The 20,116-nt window shown below is 60.4% G+C and carries 13 protein-coding genes; 5 read left to right on the forward strand and 8 right to left on the reverse strand.

What is annotated here, in order from left to right; translation table 11 throughout:
* Nucleotides 1-70 precede the first annotated feature (70 nt).
* The 3 genes from EKD05_RS18320 to EKD05_RS18330 form a co-directional block, all read right to left on the reverse strand.
* Entirely contained in the window at nucleotides 71-838 is a 768-nt protein-coding gene (locus tag EKD05_RS18320; protein WP_165360795.1) for a HEAT repeat domain-containing protein, read from the reverse strand.
* Between the two features lie 75 nt (nucleotides 839-913).
* Nucleotides 914-1,201: a hypothetical protein gene (locus tag EKD05_RS18325; protein WP_129675533.1), complete on the reverse strand. Its 288-nt coding sequence runs from the start codon at nucleotides 1,199-1,201 to the stop codon at nucleotides 914-916.
* Between the two features lie 59 nt (nucleotides 1,202-1,260).
* On the reverse strand, nucleotides 1,261-2,742 hold the full coding sequence (locus tag EKD05_RS18330) for a replication-associated recombination protein A (protein WP_129675537.1): 1,482 nt from the start codon (nucleotides 2,740-2,742) through the stop codon (nucleotides 1,261-1,263).
* 735 nt (nucleotides 2,743-3,477) lie between these two features.
* On the opposite strand from EKD05_RS18330, the gene EKD05_RS18335 reads away from it, so the two are divergent.
* A complete protein-coding gene (locus tag EKD05_RS18335; RefSeq protein ID WP_129675540.1) occupies nucleotides 3,478-4,239 on the forward strand; it encodes an ABC transporter ATP-binding protein in 762 nt (253 codons plus the stop codon).
* 153 nt (nucleotides 4,240-4,392) lie between these two features.
* A complete protein-coding gene (locus EKD05_RS18340) occupies nucleotides 4,393-4,809 on the forward strand; it encodes a hypothetical protein (RefSeq protein WP_129675543.1) in 417 nt (138 codons plus the stop codon).
* Between the two features lie 51 nt (nucleotides 4,810-4,860).
* Here EKD05_RS18340 and meaB read toward each other — a convergent pair whose 3' ends face one another.
* Genes meaB through EKD05_RS18355 form a run of 3 tightly spaced genes read right to left on the reverse strand, consistent with a single transcriptional unit; the run spans nucleotide 4,861 to nucleotide 10,402 of the window.
* Nucleotides 4,861-5,991: a methylmalonyl Co-A mutase-associated GTPase MeaB gene (gene meaB / locus EKD05_RS18345; protein ID WP_129675546.1), complete on the reverse strand. Its 1,131-nt coding sequence runs from the start codon at nucleotides 5,989-5,991 to the stop codon at nucleotides 4,861-4,863.
* The gene (gene scpA, locus EKD05_RS18350) at nucleotides 5,988-8,234 is read right to left on the reverse strand and encodes a methylmalonyl-CoA mutase (RefSeq protein ID WP_129675549.1); all 2,247 of its coding nucleotides are present in this window, start codon (nucleotides 8,232-8,234) and stop codon (nucleotides 5,988-5,990) included. Before scpA ends, meaB begins: the two co-directional genes overlap by 4 nt.
* Nucleotides 8,231-10,402: a methylmalonyl-CoA mutase family protein gene (locus tag EKD05_RS18355; protein WP_129675552.1), complete on the reverse strand. Its 2,172-nt coding sequence runs from the start codon at nucleotides 10,400-10,402 to the stop codon at nucleotides 8,231-8,233. The genes scpA and EKD05_RS18355 overlap by 4 nt, the downstream gene beginning before the upstream one ends.
* A 423-nt stretch (nucleotides 10,403-10,825) precedes the next feature.
* On the opposite strand from EKD05_RS18355, the gene EKD05_RS18360 reads away from it, so the two are divergent.
* Entirely contained in the window at nucleotides 10,826-11,026 is a 201-nt protein-coding gene (locus EKD05_RS18360; protein ID WP_129675555.1) for a hypothetical protein, read from the forward strand.
* 109 nt (nucleotides 11,027-11,135) lie between these two features.
* On the opposite strand, the gene EKD05_RS18365 is transcribed toward EKD05_RS18360, so the two are convergent.
* Complete coding sequence (locus tag EKD05_RS18365; protein ID WP_129675558.1) at nucleotides 11,136-11,834, reverse strand: Crp/Fnr family transcriptional regulator; 699 nt, start codon at nucleotides 11,832-11,834, stop codon at nucleotides 11,136-11,138.
* Nucleotides 11,831-12,583, reverse strand: coding sequence for an acetylglutamate kinase (argB, locus tag EKD05_RS18370; protein WP_129675560.1), 753 nt, complete (start codon nucleotides 12,581-12,583; stop codon nucleotides 11,831-11,833). The genes EKD05_RS18365 and argB overlap by 4 nt, the downstream gene beginning before the upstream one ends.
* A 257-nt stretch (nucleotides 12,584-12,840) precedes the next feature.
* On the opposite strand from argB, the gene EKD05_RS18375 reads away from it, so the two are divergent.
* Nucleotides 12,841-18,234, forward strand: a complete 5,394-nt coding sequence (locus tag EKD05_RS18375; RefSeq protein ID WP_165360796.1) for an Ig-like domain-containing alpha-2-macroglobulin family protein — start codon at nucleotides 12,841-12,843, stop codon at nucleotides 18,232-18,234.
* Nucleotides 18,235-18,298: 64 nt separating this feature from the next.
* Nucleotides 18,299-20,089: a cellulase family glycosylhydrolase gene (locus tag EKD05_RS18380; protein ID WP_129675566.1), complete on the forward strand. Its 1,791-nt coding sequence runs from the start codon at nucleotides 18,299-18,301 to the stop codon at nucleotides 20,087-20,089.
* The last annotated feature ends 27 nt before the right edge of the window (nucleotides 20,090-20,116 follow it).

The raw sequence follows: 20,116 nt of genomic DNA on the forward strand, positions 1-20,116 counted from the left end.
GCCTTGGTCTTCCACGCATCATTGTCAAGATCCTGGATCGCTTCCTGCCAGTGGGTCGCACTCAGGTAGGCTAACGCCCGCCAGTAATAGTTGATACCATCCGTTGATTTGTCTCAAAAACCCTTCCTTGAGCAAGATAGTTGTCAGCCTCCTCAAAATCGGCGAGCGCAAGGGCATATTTGCCCAATTCATAATATGCCCAGCCACGACGTGAGTAATCAACTGCTGCCTTCAACGGCCTGAGTGCCGCCTCACCAAACTTGATCAGGGCCTCAACGGCGACGCTATTGACGAGCGCATCCTCTTCTTCTTCCGGCTCGGCCCTCAGCCAGTTCGGGATAGAGACGTCAAAGGATTGCGTGGCATCGTCACCAGCTTCATCTTCGTTATCATCTTCATCGCCCTCAGGAGCTTCAAGAGCGAGGGCGGCAATCAGGGTTGGCAGCGCCCGCACATCCTGCAGATTGCCAAGCGCCTCGATCGCGCTGTCGCGGAGATCCGTGTCTGGCGTGTGCAGCACAGCCATGATCGGCTCGACCGCGCGATGATCGCCAAGCTTGCCAAGGGCCGCAATCGCTGCGGCGCACACATAGATATCTGGATCATCAAGCAGAGTCAGCAGTGGATCAACCGCACGCTGGTCGTTGATCGCTCCGAGGGCCGAGGTTGCATACAACCTGACATTTGCCTGTGCATCGTGCAACACGGCAACCAATGGGTCCAGGGCGACCTCGCCAAGGGCGGCCAACGCGCTTGCGGCGCACTCACAAACATCCTCATCCTCGTCCTGCAAGTGGGCAAGCAGCGGTTCAAGCACACACGGATCGCGTAGACGCAAATGTCCGCTCGGCTGGGGCCAGTTGCCCAAAGCCAGGTGTAGTCGTACGAACAAAGCTCTCGAGCACGTGCAGAGTCACCGAGGTTGAGGCAGGTGCCACTTCATCATCAGGTGAAGACCTCGGAAAAGAGGGTTGCCGCACGCCTCCGAATTCGTCAACTGCATCGCAACACCAGCCTCTGACACGGCGCTCAACGCTGGCGCAAGGCCGGTCAACAGCCCGCGCTCGTGATCACCAGGCTGTAGCATCGCCGATTGACAGGCGTGGATGACAATCAAGCGAATGCCCTGAAGCAAGGGGGCCAGGCGTTCGGCACGCACCCATTCGTAGCGGGTTGCCAGATCAGGCCCATCAAAAAGCAACTCGCCCCGGCCATCCTGATAGCGCCCTTGCCCATAAAAAGGACCGTCCCCGCTACTACTTATGACCGGCGTGCTCGCCGAGAACCCTGCGGTGGGGGCGGGGTTGCTTCGGGCAATTCCTGGGATTCTTCGCCTGAGAGCGCCTGAGGGTCAAGGGCAACCGATGATGCTGGCGGGGAAGATGGACGAGCAGGTTGGCGTTGCTCACGCCAAGCGAATCGTTCGCGCACCAGGCTCTCGAAGCCGCGGTCGGTTGGCTCATAATAGATGCGGCCCTCAAGATTGGGGGGCAGGTGAGTCTGATCGCTCCGGCCTTCGGCGAGGTCGTGGGCATATTCGTAGCCCTTGCCGTACCCAAGGCCCTTCATCAAACGGGTCGGTGCATTGCGCAGATGCAGGGGCACTGGTTCATTGCGGGTCTCGGCGACATCCTTGAGCGCCGCCCCATACGCCCGATAGACGGCATTGCTCTTGGGAGCCTGGCAAAGATAGACGACCGCCTGCGCAAGCGCAAGGTCGCCCTCGGGCTGACCAAGAAAGTGGATCGCCTGCTGCGCCGCGATGGTCTGCGGCAACGCGGCTGGATCAGCCATGCCAATATCTTCCAGGGCCATGCGGACGATGCGCCGCGCAATATAGAGCGGGTCTTCGCCCCCATCCAGCATCCGCCCAAGCCAGTAGAGCGCCCCATCAGGATCGCTATCACGCACGCTTTTGTGCAGGGCCGAGATCGCATCGTAGTGCAGTTCGCCGTGCTTATCATAGCGGGTCGCCCGGGTCTGCAAGGCATCACGAAGATCATCAAGCGTAATCAAACGCTTATCACCGAGACTCGGCGGCTTGGACAAAACTGCGGCTTCGAGGGCATTCAGTGCGGTACGGGCATCGCCATTAGACATATTGACCAGATAGCCACGTGCATCGGCAGCGAGCATGACCTTGAACGAGCCGAGCCCGCGAACCTCATCAGCCAGCGCCCGATCAACTAGTTGCCCCATCGCCTCATCACTGAGGGCCTGGAGGGTAAAGACCCGCGCCCGCGAAAGCAGCGCATTATTCACTTCAAACGAAGGGTTCTCGGTCGTCGCACCGATGAGCGTCAGCGTGCCATCTTCCACAAAGGGCAACACCGCATCCTGCTGCGCCTTGTTGAAACGATGGATCTCATCAATGAAAAGCACTGTCCGCTGCTGAAACATCCCCAGGCGATCCTGCGCCTCTTGAATAACCCGACGCAGATCGCTAACCCCGGCACTGACCGCACTGAGCGGCTCGAAGTGTGAACTAGTACTTGCCGCAATAATGCGGGCCAGCGTCGTCTTGCCGCTACCGGGGGGCCCCCACAAAATGATCGAAAAGAGCTGATCGGCCATAATCGCCCGCCGCAGCAACCGGCCCTCGCCAACAATCTGCTCCTGTCCAAGATACTCATCGAGTGTACGCGGGCGCATCCGCGCTGCCAGCGGCGCCTGATGTTCAAGCGCCTGCGCACGTTGGGCATCAAAGAGCGTTGGACCTGTCGAGCTACGTTTCGGCGGCATACGCTGTCACCTGCTGAGGCTAATCTATTTGCGTTGAATTGTACCACAGGCGGTGCCGAGGCCATAGCAGAGCCAGGGGCTCGGCCAGGGCAATGGCAGCATACGAAAGCGGATACAACGGGGCACCCGCCAGGGGTGCCCGTACCGGGCCAGGGGGAGGGCCCGGTGTAGGGGCACCCCTGGCGCGTGCCCTGGCGCGTGCCCTGGCCCGTGCCCTGGCGCGTGCCCTGGCGGGGTGCATATACGGAAGATGCAAGCGCCCTGGGGTCGCGGCACCGCCGAGGGCTCGGCAGTACCGTGCCCCGCCGCTGCCATACGGACCCGGCACCGCCGTGCCCCGCCCCCGCTACAGGGCCTCCATCACATGGGCCATAGCAAAGGGGGAGTAAAGGACTATTGAGAGTCAGCCCGCGATCATATATGCTGGAAGCATCTAGAAGAACGCGGCCCCACTTGATGAGTGGCAAGCAACTGCCTTCCGTTGTGATCCAACAACGTGCTATTATTGCTTCTTATTTCTCCGTGAACCTCATCTTCTCCCCGCTGGTTTGCTAGAATCGAGCGGGACAGCGAACTTCTCGTAATCCGTGCGAGTGCGGCGACCCAATGGGTCGCCGCTTCGTTTTGCGCCCCTGTGAGCTACGACAAAATCATGGTATGCTGAAAGGGCGAGGGCTTTTTCACACAACGCGTTCTGCCTGACATATTACCAGAACGCCTGGAAATAGTGATTTCATGCATGCTCAACAGGAGAAGACCCTGATCCAACTTGACGGGGTCAGCAAGAGTTATGAAGAGGCAGGACGGAAACGGGTTGTGTTGCACGAACTGAATCTCCAGGTCAACCGGGGGGAACTAGTCGTGCTGATGGGCAAGAGTGGCAGCGGCAAGAGCACCCTGCTCAACCTGATCAGTGGCATTGACCAACCCGACGCAGGCAAGGTCTGCGTTGACGGCCAGATCCTGAACCAACTCAATGAGCGAGCGCGAACCTTGTTTCGACGGCGGAGCGTCGGGTTTGTCTTTCAATTCTTCAACCTGGTGCCAACGCTCACTGTTCGTGAGAACGTGCTCTTGCCCCTTGAACTGAATGGACAAACTGGCCCCAAGGCCGAGCGTAAAGCCCAGACGATGCTAGAGGCCGTCGGGCTTGGCGACCGGGGGGCAAGCTATCCTGACCGGCTCAGCGGGGGGGAACAGCAGCGGATCGCGATTGCGCGGGCCCTGGTGCACGACCCGGCGCTGATCCTGGCTGACGAACCGACGGGCAACCTCGATGCGGAAACCGGACGTCAGGTGCTCGATCTGCTTGATCGCCTGACGCGGCAGGCCGGGAAGACCATCGTGATGGTCACGCACGCGCAGTTCCAACGGCATCCTGAGCCGTATCAGCCCAACCAGAACAATACCGATGGGCTCTACCTCGAACCTGATCGCGTCTTTCACGTTATCAATGGCAAGCTTGCCGAGACAACACCCAATGACACGTACGCATAAAACCAACGCAACGCTTGACACCCCGCGACGCAATAGGATTGCTCCTAAAGCACATTTGAACATCATGCGCGGCAATCTGCAAGCCAAAATCTGCAATCTGAAATGGTATATAATACCGGCATGATCGCGCTAATTGTGAGGAGTACGCAGCGTATGCAACTGACCGAAACCTTTGATCAGTGGATGGGCAAGATCCTCTTTGTGACGGTGCCACCGCCGGTAACCGTCGTTGAGCCTGAAACAGGCGAGGTGTTTGAGGAAGATGCAGAAGTGCCGAGCGCCCCTGCTGAGCGGCGCTTTGGGCTGTCGTTGATTATTTCAGGGGTGCGTTGCACCTTGCAATACATGATTTTGCCAGTGGTACTCCCGCTGATTGGGCTAACAGGCGACTTTTCGCTGGCCCTGGTACTTCTGCTTGATGTCATTGCGCTGAGCCTGCTGGTCAGCAGCCTGCGCTATTTCTGGCGCAATCGTCACCCACGTCGCTTTGATATTTTACCGCTGTCGGGCGTGATTCTGCTGCTCATTCTCGGCTCGCTGAGCTTTGATCTGTGGCGGATCTTTACGTAGGGCATGCGAACCAGCGTTGCTGGCTCGCATACCCTGGCGCAGCAGGGCGACTCAAGGCTGACGCTCAAATGCCTCGAGCAAGGTCTGGGCAGCGACGGTGACAGGAAGTTTGCCTTCGACAACAGCGCGCTCGATCTGGGGGAGTTGCGCTTTGACGGCAGGATGGGCAAAAAAGTTGGCTTTGAGCTGATCTTCGACCATCGTGTAGACCCACGCGAGCGCCTGATCGCGGCGCCGGGCCGCGAAGAAACCCGAGACGGTCGTTGTTTCGCGGAAACGCTCGATCATCGTCCAGACTTCCGGGATGCCCTCGCCGTTCAGCGATGAACAGGTATAGGTGCGCGGTTTCCAACCCTCGGTGGCGGGGGTCAGGTAGTGCAAGGCGCGATTGTATTCGGCCTGGGCACCTTTGGCCTGCGCCCGGTTGTCGCCATCAACTTTGGTGATCACGAGCGCGTCGGCAAGTTCGATGATGCCTTTTTTGATGCCTTGCAGCTCATCGCCCGCACCCGACAGCATCAACAAGAGAAAGAAATCCACCATCGAGCGCACGGCGATCTCACTCTGACCGACGCCGACGGTTTCGACCAGGATCACATCAAAGCCAGCCGCTTCACAAAGCAGCATACTTTCGCGGCTCTTGCGCGCCACCCCACCCAGGCTGCCACTGGTTGGCGAGGGGCGAATGAAGGCGTTCGGTTGCTGCGAGAGTACCTCCATCCGCGTTTTATCGCCGAGAATGCTGCCCCGGGTCAACGTACTGCTCGGGTCAACGGCAAGCACGGCGACATTGTGACCACGTTGGCAGAGCAAGGTGCCAAGCGCTTCAATGAAGGTACTTTTGCCCACCCCGGGCACACCAGTAATGCCAACCCGGATCGAGTTGCCGGTATGCGGCAAGATCGCCTGGATCACCTGCTGGGCTTTGGCAATATGGGCAGGCGCATTGCTCTCGACGAGCGTGATCGTACGCGCCAGCACCGTGCGATTGCCCGCCAGCACCCCTTCAACGCTCGCTTCCACCGAAAGCGGAGGGCGGCGTTTCGAGGGAGGGACAGACGGTCTAGCGGGCGAACCCGCCAGACCGTCGTGTCCACCGGCCACGCCATCCATGACATGAGTGGCAAAGCCTTCAGCCCCCGTTGCCGGAGTCCACTCTGTTGGATGTCTGCGGTCGGTCATGCGGTGCCCCGATCTCCGGCCATCGCCCCAGGATGCGCCGATGGCTCTTCTTCCGACTCACCAAGCCGATGGTTGAGTTCGTGCAGGATCTTTTGGGCGGCAACCGGAATGACCGTGCCCGGGCCAAAGATCGCCGAAGCCCCATGCTCGCGCAGGAAGTCGTAGTCTTGCGCGGGAATGACGCCGCCGACGATAATCATAATATCCTCGCGGCCCTGTTCGCGAAGGGCCTCAACGAGCTGAGGGAGCAGCGTTTTGTGCCCGGCGGCGAGGGAACTCATTCCAATGATATGGACGTCGTTCTCGACCGCCTGACGTGCAACCTCATCGGGGGTCTGGAAGAGCGAGCCAATATCAACATCGAAGCCGAGGTCGGCAAAAGCGGTCGCGACCACCTTGGCCCCGCGGTCGTGCCCATCCTGCCCCATCTTGGCGACCAGGATCCGGGGGCGGCGTCCTTCACGCTCAGCAAAGTCGTCGGTCATGGCACGCACCGTGCGGATCGCCTCGGCATCGCTATACTCGCTGCCATACACCCCAGAGATCGAACGGATCTGGGCTTTGTAACGCCCAAAGACCTGCTCCATCGCCATCGAGATCTCGCCAAGGCTTGCCCGGACACGGGCCGCCTCGATGGCCAAGCCAAGGAGATTGCCCTCACCGCTTGCGGCCGCCTCGGTGATCGCGCCGAGCGCCGACTTGACGCGGGTCTCATCGCGATTGGCGCGCAGATGGGCGAGCCGATTGAGTTGCGACTCACGCACGGCGGTATTATCCACCTCAAGAATATCAATCGGATCTTCCTTCGTCATGCGGTAGCGATTCACGCCGACGATGGTCTCCTGGCCCGAGTCGATATGGGCCTGACGCCGGGCGGCGGCCTCTTCGATGCGCAACTTGGGCACCCCGGCCTCAATCGCCTTGGCCATCCCGCCAAGGCCTTCAACTTCCTCAATATGGCTCCAGGCGCGGCGAGCGAGCGCATCGGTGAGCGCTTCGAGATAGTAGGAACCGCCCCAGGGATCAACAATCTTGCAGATCCCCGTCTCGTCCTGGAGGAAGAGTTGGGTATTGCGTGCAATGCGCGCCGAGAAATCGGTGGGCAGGGCGATCGCCTCATCAAGCGAATTGGTATGGAGCGACTGGGTATGCCCGAGGGCGGCAGCCATCGCCTCGATGCAGGTACGGGCCACATTATTGAAGGGATCCTGCTCGGTAAGGCTCCACCCCGACGTTTGCGAATGGGTACGGAGCGCCATCGACTTGGGATCCTTGGGATCAAACTGCTTGATCAACTTGGCCCAGATGAGGCGGCCAGCGCGCATCTTGGCTACTTCCATGAAATAGTTCATGCCAATGGCCCAGAAGAAGGAGAGGCGCGGGGCAAACGAGTCGATCGGAATCCCGGCCTGGAGACCGGTGCGCACATATTCGAGGCCATCAGCCAGAGTATAACCAAGCTCAAGATCGGCGGTTGCACCAGCCTCTTGCATATGGTAGCCCGAAATACTGATGCTATTGTATTTGGGCATATGTTGCGACGTATGCGAGAAGATGTCGGCAATAATGCGCATCGAAGGCAAGGGCGGATAGATATACGTATTGCGCACCATATACTCTTTCAGAATATCATTCTGAATCGTCCCGGTCAGCTTCGCCTGGGGCACCCCCTGCTCTTCGGCGGCAACGATGAAGAAAGCGAGCACCGGCACAACAGCGCCGTTCATCGTCATCGAGACCGACATCTGGTCAAGCGGAATGCCATCGAAGAGGATCTTCATATCGAGGATCGAATCGATCGCGACCCCGGCCTTGCCCACATCACCGACCACACGGGGATGATCCGAGTCATACCCCCGGTGGGTAGCGAGGTCAAAGGCCACCGAAAGGCCCTTTTGACCAGCGGCAAGGTTACGGCGATAGAAAGCATTGCTCTCTTCAGCCGTCGAAAAACCGGCATACTGGCGCACTGTCCAGGGTTGGGCCACATACATTGTCGGGTAGGGACCACGCAGATACGGCGGCACACCTGCGAGGTAGCCCAGGTGACCAAGCGACGCGAGATCGGCCTCGGTGTAGAGAGGTTTGACATCAATCTGCTCGATCGTACGCCAGACCAGTTCATCAAGCGAGACCCCGGCCGCCTGGGCGGCGCTGGTCGCTTCAGCCTTCCACGTCGCATAATCGGGCGTCGAACCGCCCCCGGCATAGGGCAGCGTCGTAAAATCCGGCGTTGCACTCATAGGGCTACTCCTTGTTGCTGCTGGAGGCGGGCCAGGACAGCGTAACAATTGGCGCGCAGGTGAATGAAATCATCCACCCCGGCCTGCTTATAAGCGTCAACCTGATCGGCGGGATAGCCCGCCAGGATAACGGTCGTCGAAGGGCGGGCAGCCTTGATCGCACCAGTGAGCGCCGGTACAATCGTCGGGTAGGTATCATCAGTCGAACAGATCACCACCACCGGTGCTTCAGCAGCAAGGGCAGCTTCAGCAGCGGCCTCAGGCGTCTCGAAGGCCTGATCGCCAACGATCGCAAAGCCACCTGGCTCAAAAAAGGCGGTGGCGAATTCGGCGCGAGCCTTGTGCTGGGCAACCGGGCCCATTTTCGCCAGAAAGATCGTCGGGCGATGACCAGCCGTGGTAGCAAAGGCATCGGCAGCGGCACGCAGCGCCTCAAACTGCTCAGAGGCGCGATGGGCGGGAATCGCCTTGAAACGCGGACCCGGCCCCACACTGCACAAAATCGTGGCGAGTTCGCTGAGCCAGATCCCATGATCGGCGGCTGCAATGGCGGTTTCCACCAGATCCGAGCGCAGCGCCACCGCCTGGACGAGGGACTGCAACGCCTGATCACGCACGGCGGGATCAGCGGCAGCACGCACCCTGTGCAAGGCAGCCCCACGTTCCGCCTGCAGTGCCACGGTATCAGTCGTCCGCACCACAAGCGGGCGCTCTTTGAGATTGGGGTACATATTGGCACCAACAATCACATCTTTGCGCTGGGCAACCGCCTTGAAGCGTTCCGTGCGGGTCTGCGCAACCTGGTCTTGCGGAGTACCCAGGGCAAGCGAGGCCGCCATGCCGCCCTCAGCCTCGATCGCCTGGAACATCGCCCAAGCGCTGCGGGCCAGTTCATCGGTGAGCGTCTCGACGGCTGACGAGCCGCCGGACGGATCAATCAAGTGCATAAAATTGCACTCTTGCTGCAGAATGATATGCACATTGCGCGCAATGCGACGCGAGAACTCATCGGGAAGACCAATGCACTCATCGAAGGGGCTGATATGCATGCTATCACAGCCGCCCATCACCGCCGCAAAGGCTTCAGCGGTCACCCGCAGCATATTCGCATGGGCATCGGTACGTGTCTTAGTCCAACTTGCGGTACGGGCATGAAGAACCATCTTCTGGGCCTCGTCACCACCCCCAAAGGCCGCGATCACCTGTGACCAGAGCAGCCGTGCTGCGCGGAGGCGGGCAATCTCCATGAAGAACTGGCTCCCAATGGCAAACGAGAAGCGCATCTTGGGCGCCACCTGGTCAACCGAGAGACCACGATCTTGCATCGCACGCAGATAGGCCACCCCCGTTGCGAGCGCATAAGCCAGATCCTGCACCGCGCTACTGCCACCGTTGCTATAGGGATCGAGGCTCACCAGAATGGTCTGCAACTGAGGCGCATCCGTGATCGCCCACGCCGTCAGCGCGGCCATTTGATCATAGGCAAAATGAAGGGGCATCGGCAAACCACCTGTTGCCACCATCCTCCCCAGCGGATCCATACCGATGCAGCCCTGCACCTGAGCAGGCGCAACACCGAGGCGTTGCGCGGCGGCCATGATCAGCGCCGTAACCGGCAAGGCATGCACCCCAGGGGCAATCAAGAGCGGCAGGCTAGCAAGGTCAAGCCCATCGAGCAGCGTCAGGACATCCTCAACCGAAGCGAGGGACATCCCACCCTGGCCCACATGAGCGGGCGATGCAGAAGCCGGACTCAGGCCAGCCAGCGTCGCCTGGTCAAGGGGCAGATTGAGCATCGTCTGACCGCGGGGCAGATCGGCGCGTGCCGCCGCATTGACCTCGGCGGGCGAACCATACGGCAGTTCTTGCGCGATAGCCCAGGGCTTGACGGTAAAACCGAGCGGACTGGTACCACGCACATAGGGCGGTAGGCCAGGCAGCGCTTTGATATGGGGCAGTTCAGCGGTATCAGCACGAACATAGAGTGGCCGCAGATCGATGCCCTCATACGTCTTCGTGATCAACTTCTTCTCGAACGGCACCCCCTTGAGCGTCTTCTCGGCAGCCTGGCGCCAGGCCTCATACGACGTAGGCGGAAATTCGCTGAAGAGAGCCGGATCTTCGGGATGGGCTGAGTCTGGCGTAGTGACCGCGGGGTCATGCGTCATCGCAAAAACTCCTTTTTCCTGAGACACGCACCAAGATCATGCGCGTGCCTAATCATCGCAAAGCAGAGTACAGGCCACATTGAAACATAGAGCAGTGCTATCTAGGTTGTAAACAAGAGTTCCGACTTTAGCCGGCTAAGGCCGGAACTCCTCAGACACACATCGTCTAGGACTGCTATACTTGAGCAGGATGCTTTCCTGTTATGTCACGCAAACCATACGAGAACACGGGGGTATTACTGTGGAGGATTATAGCATATCTCATCAAAAATTGTCGGGAGCGTGTGAATAATTGTATAATGCAAATGTTTGCAAAAGAAACTTTACCCAAACCGTGGGCAAGGCCCACAAAAGGCTTGCATCTACCGTCAGGGCGCGGTATGATATGTCACATAATGAGTGCGCAGGAAAGGCAGGGCCTCTATGGATGGCTGGGTTATGTTCGGAATCATGGCCTTTGTAATCATCGCACAGGGTGCGCTCTGGTCATGGGTATTGATCGAGCGACGCCGCAAAGTTCCCGATGTGAAACTGATGAACTGGCGTGAACTCTATGACGCCAGTCGCAAAGCTATTGACAATTACTACAATAGCATGCGCAATCGTCCCCGTGCACGGCGCTAAGCGCCTAACGGTAGGCACATCTTCTCGACAGAGAAACCGGCTAGCTTTGCTAGCCGGTTTCTCTGTCTACAACCAATACCCTGCACATGAGGACGAGAAGCGACCTCGTTTAGCGATGCGCCAGTTTGCGCAAGCGGGGCAGATCAATCAAGCTAATCGCTTCATCCTCAATGCGGATCATGCCACTCTCGCGCAACTCACCGATGGCTTTGGTGACCGTCTCGCGGTACGAGCCGATCATTTCGGCGAGTTGCTGATGGGTATAGCGCACCACACTCGGCGGCGTTGATGGTTGAGGTTGCGCCATAGCGCTCACCCCGGCCAAATTGAGCAGCACACTGGCGAGCCGCTGCGGAACGCTCTTGAAGGCAATATCAGCGAGTTTATTTTCCATCGCTTGGAGGCGCTGGCCCATCAATTCCATAAACGCTAGGGCGACCTGAGGGTAGCGCTCGATAATCCGGCGCAACGTGTCACGACCCAGCACACCAATGACACACTCGGTCATGGCATCGGCAAAGGTGTCGTGGAGCCACTGTCCGACCATGGTCATTTCACCAAAGATCGTCACTGGTTCGAGCACCATCAGCGTGAGCGCACGGCCTTCAGGTGACAGCTTGTAGATGCGCACGCGCCCCGAACGCAGCACAAAGAGTTGCTCACCGTACTCATTGGGCGCATGAAAGATCTGGCCGGGCGGATAGACATTGTAGGCAATTAGCCGTTCAACTTCAGTCCGCTCGGTCGGATTCAGGTCACGAAAGATGTCGCTCGCGACAACATAGTGAATTGCTGGTTCGTTACTCATGAGGCAAAAAACCGGGTACCGCCCGAGGCAAAACCCGCAAGATTGGTGATCCGGACCTGGGTTGCCCCCGCTGCCAGGGCGTCAAGGGCCGCACGCACCTTGGGGATCATGCCACCGCTGATCGCGCCACAGGCAATGGCCTGCTCAACTGCGACCTGATCAAGCACAGGCACCACCTCGCCCTCAAGGATAACACCGGGAACATTGCTCACAAAGACCAGTTCGCTCGGGGCGAGCGCACCAGCTACCGCCTGGGCCACCATATCGGCATTGACATTGTAGCTCAGCCCATCGTCGAGGCCAAGCGCGACTGGGGCAAAGGTCGGAACCCAACCCTGGGCGAGCATCGCGTGAAGCGCAACAGCATCAACCAGGGTAATCAGGCCGACACGCCCTAGTTCAAGCCCGTCGGGACGATGAGGCACGCAGCGCAGCAGGCCAAGATCAAGCCCGCTGAGCCCGAGCGCTCGCACGCCAACCCGTACCAGGCTCGCAACAACGCGCTGGTTGATTGTCCCACAAACAACTTGTTGCATCACGGCCATAGCCTCGGGGGACGTGACCCGTAGCCCGGCAATGAATTCGTTAGGCACACCAGTCTGGGCAAGCGCCGCCGTGATTTCTTTGCCTCCGCCATGCACAAGCATCAGTGGCCCGACAAACGCAGCCACTGCCTCGGTCAACCCGGTCAGAAACGCCGGGTCATCAAGCTCGTTGCCACCAACTTTGACGACAGTAATCTGTTTCACAGGTATCCTATGCTGGGGCTGATGCCCCATGCGCATAGGTTTTAGGGCTGTCGCCCTAAAACCTATGCTTGTGCTGGCGAAAACAGCCAGCTTCGCTGGCTGTTTTCGCCAGCACAAGTGAGAGCTCTCCGGGGCCGCCGAAAGGCGTAGCTTGATCGCGATAACAGGTTATAGCATAACAATGATCAATTGATCGCGCAACCTGATATGCTATACTCATACTGCGACCTGCGCATACGATGGAGGGTGTGTCCGCGATGGCCGTACTGCGCCTCCTCGCTCGGATCTGGCTCGTTTTACTTGGTACCACCACACTCGTGCTGGTACTTGTTGTTCTAGCCCGCTGGTTCATCCCATTGACTCCATGGGCCACAGTACCCACGTTGCTTGCGATCAACCCGCCTGATGGTGCCGTTGATGTGCGCCCGCGGGATGCCCTTGCGCTACAGTTTGCCGTGCCGATGAATCGGGCAAGTGTTGAGCAAGCTCTTGCGATTGAGCCACCAGTCCGGGGGGATCTGCTCTGGTCACCTGATGCCCAAGGGCTGACCTTGCGCCCTACCGAGCGCCTGACATCGGCCATGACCTATACGGTGCGCCTTGACCAGGTGGCACTGAGCCGCTGGTGGCGACCGCTCGAAGAGCCCGTCGAGGTGGTGTTCCGTACCGCCGTTGAGCCTGCCGTGCTCGCGGCGCTACCCCAGGGGAACGGTATTGCGCCTGATACGGCGCTGGCCCTGGTCTTTAGTCAGCCAATGGTTGACGCTGATCAGGTGCAGCAACCAATCACGCCAACCTTTCTGCAGCTTGAGCCGTCCGCCGAGGTTGAGGGTCAGTGGCTCGATCAGTTTACTCTGTTGATCCGGCCCCTGCGTCCGCTGCTTCCCGCAACCGATTATACCGTGACCGTCGCAGCAACGCTGACTGACCTGCGTGGCATTGAACTGGGAACGCCAGTGATCTGGGCATTTACCACACGCTGGCCCGAATGGCACTCACGCACGCCCGAACCCGGGGCGACTGCGGTCACGCCTCGTACCCCGCTGAGCTTCGTGCTCGATGCTCCGGTTCCCCTGGAGCGGTTACGGCAGGCGCTTGTGATGAGTCCGACCATCGAAGGTGAGTTAGCCACGGCGCAAGTTGGGGCGACCCAGGTGGTTACGTTTACCCCCACATCAGGCTGGGCCTACGGGACAAGCTATGCGGTGCAACTGGGCGAGTCGCCGTCAGATCAGCGGGGAGCCGCCGCGATCTGGCGTTTTCAGGTTGAACCACAACCCCGCTTGATTGCCTTCTTTCCCGGCCAGGGCCAGATCTTGCCCCCGGAAGAGGCCATTCGCTTGATCTTTAGTACGCCGATGGACGCCGCGTCGCTTGAGGCGAGTGTGCGCTTTGAGCCACCAGTCACTGATCTCGCGCTGACAACCAGTTCGAGCGAGGTGCTGCTACGACCCGAGCTTGAACCGTCAACCCTTTATACGTTGACCGTTGCCGCTGACGCACGCGATCGCAGTGGTGAGCCCCTCGGAACTGACGCAGTTGTGTCGCTCCGTACGGCCCCGGCCCCACCGTCACTCGCGATTCCTGGCGCCTTTGCTGGTCTGGTCAGCCTCGAACCTTCCACACCAGCAACGCTCGATCTCGCGCTGCGCAACGTCTCTGGCGTGAGTGTCAGTCTCTATCCGCTCGATCAACCTGCACTCTTGCGCTTTATGGCGTTGCGTCAGGAAGAACGGGCAGGGTTTGTCCCGGAGCGCTACGGACAGGCACCATCACGCATCTGGCGTGCGCCAGGCACCACGGGACCCGATCAACTGGTGCGCCAGAGTCTGCCCATCGGGTTGGTTGATGGCGACCCGCTTGATCCCGGAGCCTACTATGTGCGACTGACAACACCTGAAGGGCCACGAGCCGACCTGGTGGTGCTCGTAAATACGACCCGCCTCCTAGTGCAGCACTACCCCGATCAGGTCTTGATCTGGGCGAGTGATCGTGACGGGACGCCTCGAGCCGATCTGCCAGTGGCCCTCTTCCGCGACGAACGCCTGGTCGCCCGCGGGCGCACAGATGCCAATGGAACCTGGATCGCCTCGGGACTCACAGCAAGCACGGGGAGCCTGCTCGCCCTGACAGAGGATGGCGAACCAGCGGTTGTGCAGACTGATTGGCGCCTGGTGACACCAGATGCGACCCGTCCCTCGTTCAGTGCGCTGCTCTTTCCCGATCAGCCGATCTATCGCCCTGGTGAAACAATCACGGTGACTGGGTTTGCCCGCCAACAATCAGGCACCCTGCTTGCCAACCCACCGAACTGCCGCCTCCAACTGCGCCAACCGATCGGCAACCCGGTCGGCCTCGCAACAACCTGCCAATTCGAGCCAGCCACTGGTCTCGTGAGTGGGACGCTGGTTTTGGCGAGCCGTACAGCACCCGGGCCATACCGGCTCACCGCAACGCTCGGTGATGCGCAGATCCTGATGCCCGTGCGCGTTGTGTCGCCTGTAGCACCTTCGTTTGAGCTCAACGCTACGCCACTGAATGAGCGCGAACTCGAAGTGACGGTGCAACGCAACGGCCTGCCCCCGCTTGAGACCAGGCTTACCTGGAGTCTTACGCTCGAAGCTGTGGCCCCACCCGCGCCGCCTGATGGCTTCGTGGCCGACACACCGGCGTGGCCGACACCTGTAACCCTCACCGGCGCGGGCCAAACCGATGCCGAGGGGCGTCTGACGTTGAGTCTGCCAGCATTAGGTGACGTGTTGCACGCAATGACCTATGTGCTGCTCGTGACCATCGATGGGCAACCCGAGCCGGTCATGGTCGAAGGTGTGCTTACGCCAGGCCGCAACAATCTTGCGCTGCGCCTACCGAGCCGCCTCGTGGCAACCGACCAGCGCAGCCAGGTCGAAGTGCTGGTGCGCGATGGGCGTGGTCAGGCTGCCGCAAATGTCCCGGTGCAACTCGAAGTCTTGCGCGCAAGCAACGCAACCGCCCCGATCTTGACCCGCCAGATGGTGAGCGACGCCGATGGCCTCGCCAGCACCGAACTGGTGCAACTGAATCCTGGTGAGTACAATGTGCTCGTACGAAGCGGCACTGTCATCCACCAGCAACCACTCTGGGTCTATGGGCAGCGCTTCATCGGATGGAGCACAAATGAGCGCAGGTTCGCGCTGGTGACGGATCGTGAGCGGTATCAGCCCGGCGATCTTGCCCGGCTGTTGATCGCTGCTCCGGTCAGTCAGGGCAACATCCTTTTGACGATCGCGGGCGATGGGTTGCAGCAGGTCGAAGTACTGACAGTGCAACCCGGACAGGTCTTTAATCTCCCGATCACGGCAGCGATGGCCCCGGGCCTCGTCATCGGGGCGGTCATTGATACAGGCAGCACCTATCTTGCCGGAACGACACGTCTATTGGTGGATGGAGAAGAAGCCGCCCAGACGCTACGCATTGCCTCCAGTCCCGCCGAGGTGCGCCCCGGGGCGTCAGTGGCGCTCACGCTCACGACAAGCGCCGACCCAGGCCAGGCTGCCTCGGATCTCTTGATAACGCTCGGGGCAGCCGAGCACCTGCCCAACGCGGTTGATCTGCGTCTCTTTGCGCCCGAACCGTCGCTGGCGCCAGTGATCGCTGCGGTTCCGCCACAGGGCACAACCGTTGCCCCGGCACGCCTCAATACGCCCCAACCCCAACTAATGCCGTTGGCCTACCGACTTCTTCCCGCCTTGCGTCCAGATGGCGAGGCGGTGTTAGCGGGGGAAGTTGATGCGCCAACGACAACCGGGACGTGGCGGCTCACTGCGTATGCCTTTGGGGCAGACGCACGTCCTGTTGCCGACGCGACAACGCTTACCACGACTCTGCCGCTTGCGACCCGGTTGATCGCACCGGTCATCCTGGGGCCAACCGATGAAGCTCAGATCGATCTTGCGCTTACCAATACGAGCCCCTTCAGCCGCACGCTCACCGTGCGCGCCACCACCACCGCCCTCGAACTGAGCCCGGCCAGTGTAGGTGGACAGACGCTCGGCCTGGCCCCCGGCGAAACGACCGCGCTGGCGTGGCAGGCAAGCCTGGAAGATCAGGCGAACGAGGGGAGCGTAAGCCTTGCGATCACCGGTGATGGGCTAGGCGAACGACTTGAACATACGCTCACCAGGGCCACGCTGCTCCCCGATCTCCCGCAGCAGAGCATTACCGTGGCAAGGAGTGGAACCCTGACGACCCGGGTTGACCTTGCGAGCGAGGAGAGCGAGCGACTGAGCGTGGCCTTTGCGCCTGGTCTACGGGCCGCGCTTGCCACCCAGGCCGAAGCGCTCGCCCAGATTAGCGACCGTTCCAACGAAGAAGTGGCCGCCCTTGCCCTGATTGCCGCAGGGCTGGCCAGTAGCAATGATGAGGCTGAAGCGACCCTATGGGCCGACGTGGCGCGTGATGCGCTGGCCGAACTCGAGGGGGCGCAAGCGAGTGATGGGGGCTGGGGATGGTGGCCCGGCACAACGTCCGAGCCCTTTGTGACCGCCTTTGCCCTCGAAGCGCAACTCGCCGTGCGCACGCTGCTCAACGATCCGCGCCCACCCGACCTGCGGGCAATCAGTTACCTGGGACGGGTCGGCTCAACCGTGGACGCCGACACCCGAGCCTATCTCACCTATGTGCTGCATCGGGCTGGACGAAGCGATCCAGGGATCGGAGGCTTGCGCAGCGAAGCGCTCGAAGCCGATGGGTTAGCGTTTCTGGCGCTGACCCTGCCAGTCAATCAGGCCGCGCCGCTGATCGACCAACTCAGTAGCCTGGCGATCCGTGAACCAATGCGCCCCGGGGCAAGCACAGCAATTCACTGGAACAGCGAACTACCCGGCGCGCTTCCACGGAGTCCCACCGCCATCACTGGTGCCGTCACCCAGGCCTTGCGCTATCGACGGCCTGGCTCTGCCGATCTGCCAGGGGCAAGTCAGGCTCTTCTGGAAGCCTGGACGGCCAGGGGATGGCCGAGTGCCTATGATGCGGCACGGGTGGCCGTTGCACTGCTGCCAGGTTCACCAACGACCGAGGCAACCTCGGTGCGCCTCACCCTTGACGGCGTACCAGTGCTTGACACCGAGGCAACCGTAACGCGAACGGTACGCACTGAGCTCGCCACAACTGGGCTAGCCGCGCAGCCTGAACTACGCATCACAACCTCGCGTGACGAGCCGTACCTCTTGGCGTATCAACTGCTTCCAGTCGTGCCTACCGACAAGGCGCGCCTCTTTGTCCTCGAGCAAGCATTGCTTGACCCGACGAATGGCGCACCACTTGATCCCGCCAACCTTCAGGTAGGCCAATTGATCAGCATCAGACTGACGACCGTCATGATCCAACCGATCTTGCGGGCCGACCTGCGCGTCAAATTTCCTGCCGGCATCGAGCCGCTCGGCCTATCAGCGCAAGCACCGTGGATCCACGCAGCGGCAACGAGCCGCGACGGGCAGATCATTCGGCTCGGCGGCACCAACCTCGTACCGGGGGTCTACACCCACACGCTCACCGGGCGGGCCCGTCTTGCCGGGCGTTACAGCGGCCCCCAAGCACAACTTGAAGCCCTCTACGAACCTGAAGCAGGCGTGAGCGTAACGACTGACGAAGTTCTTACAATTGCCCCGTAAAGCGATGGACTCGCTTCGCGATCCGAGGGATCGTGGGTAATGAGCATCCTAGAGAGAAGAAACCATGCGACAACACCTGTGGCGGTGGTGCCTGATAAGCTTCATTGCAGCGCTGATGATCGGGAGCATGATCCCGGTGACAGGCTATGCCCAGCAAGGCTCAGTTCCAGTAACTGGCCCCACCGGGCCGGCGGTCTTCGGACTCAACACCCATCTAGCTACCCGTTATCCCGACGCAACCACGATGGACACTCCAGCAGCGCTGGTGAGCGAACTAGGCGTCACGTGGGCGCGCGAAGATTTTCACTGGCACCGTGTCCAGCCTCAGCCCGATGTCTGGGACTGGACCTTTACCGACGCAGCGATGCGCGCCCTGTTGAGCCGCAACATCAACGTCCTTGGCGTGCTGGGACCGTCGGTCGGCTGGGCAACCCCGTACCCAGGCGACCCGAGCAACGATGTCTCATACTACGCCCCTGATCCCGACGCCTTTGCCGCGTACGCCCAGCGTGTCGTCACGCGCTACCGTCGTTATGTCAATCACTGGGAGATCTGGAACGAGCCGGATCACCCGATCTTCTGGCGGCCTGCCCCTGATGCGGCGGCCTACACGCGGCTTTTGCTCAAAACAGCCACGGCCATTCGCGCCGCTGATCCGAGTGCAACGATTTTGATCGGCGGGATCAACCCCTACGACACGACGTTCTTGCGCGAAGTAGCGGCGCAGGGTGGCTGGGACAGCTTTGATGTGCTGGCAATCCACCCGTACGTCGACCCCTACGGACCCGAGGATGGCAACCTGGCGGCGGCGCTCACGGATGTCCGTGCCGTTGCGAGCCAGCATGGGCAAAAGCCGATCTGGGTCACCGAGGTGGGTTGGGCGAGTGGGCCAGGCGATCGCGACACGGTGGGGCGCACCAACGAGCAGATGCAGGCCGATTACCTTGTCCGCGCCAACCTGATGCTCTGGGAAGCAGGGGTCGCGAAGATCTTCTGGTACAGCTTCAAGGATGATACGAACAACCCCTATGGCCTGATCAGATATGGCAGTGGGCGCGCCGACTACCGATCACGGAAACCGGCCTTTGAGGCCTTGCGCACCCTCAACCAGCAGATAGCCGGGGCAACGTATGTGAGCAGGCGTGATCTTTTTCAGCTGAACGTGGTGGACAACTTTGAAACCTTCGCCACCTGGCAGCGGGTCAGCGAACCCAACGGCACGCTGCGCCCAAGCAGCCGTGCGCGGAGTGGGCGCAGCGGGGCAGAATTGAGCTATAATTTTGCGACGACGGGCAATAATTACGTCGCATTCGAACGTCAACCAGCGTTGCCGCTGCTCGGCGAACCCTATGCCGTCGGGGTATGGGTCTATGGCGATGGCAGCCCACACAATCTGAAGGTCTTGATCCGCGACGCGGAAGGCGAAGTCTTGCAATTCGTGCTTGGCCCGGCGGGAGCACCAGGCTGGCACTTTCTGCGTGTCCCGATCCTGGGCACAGTCGAACCAGGCAACGTCATCGTCCCAGGAGCAAACCGGCGGGTCGATTTTCCGGCCTCACTCGTCACGATCGTCTTTGACGACATTGTAGACAGCTTTGTTGGCAGCGGAACCATCTGGCTCGATGATCTCACGGTCATCACCGGGTACGAGGTGTATGATCTACGCCTCCAACGGGGCAACGAAGCCCTCGACATTCTCTGGTCGCCGCCGGGGGCGTGGGTCAACCTGGCGACGCGGTCGAGCAGTGGGCGCGTCATTGATCGCTCGGGCAATATGCGCACCGTCGAAGCCCAGGGCGGGCAGATGCGCATCGACGTGGGGAGTGCACCAGTGTACCTATGGCATCAGCGCTAACTGCTTCCAAGGAGAAGTTGCGGCAGG

It is taken from the genome of Candidatus Chloroploca sp. Khr17, assembly GCF_004138165.1.
Taxonomy (GTDB): Bacteria; Chloroflexota; Chloroflexia; order Chloroflexales; family Chloroflexaceae; genus Chloroploca.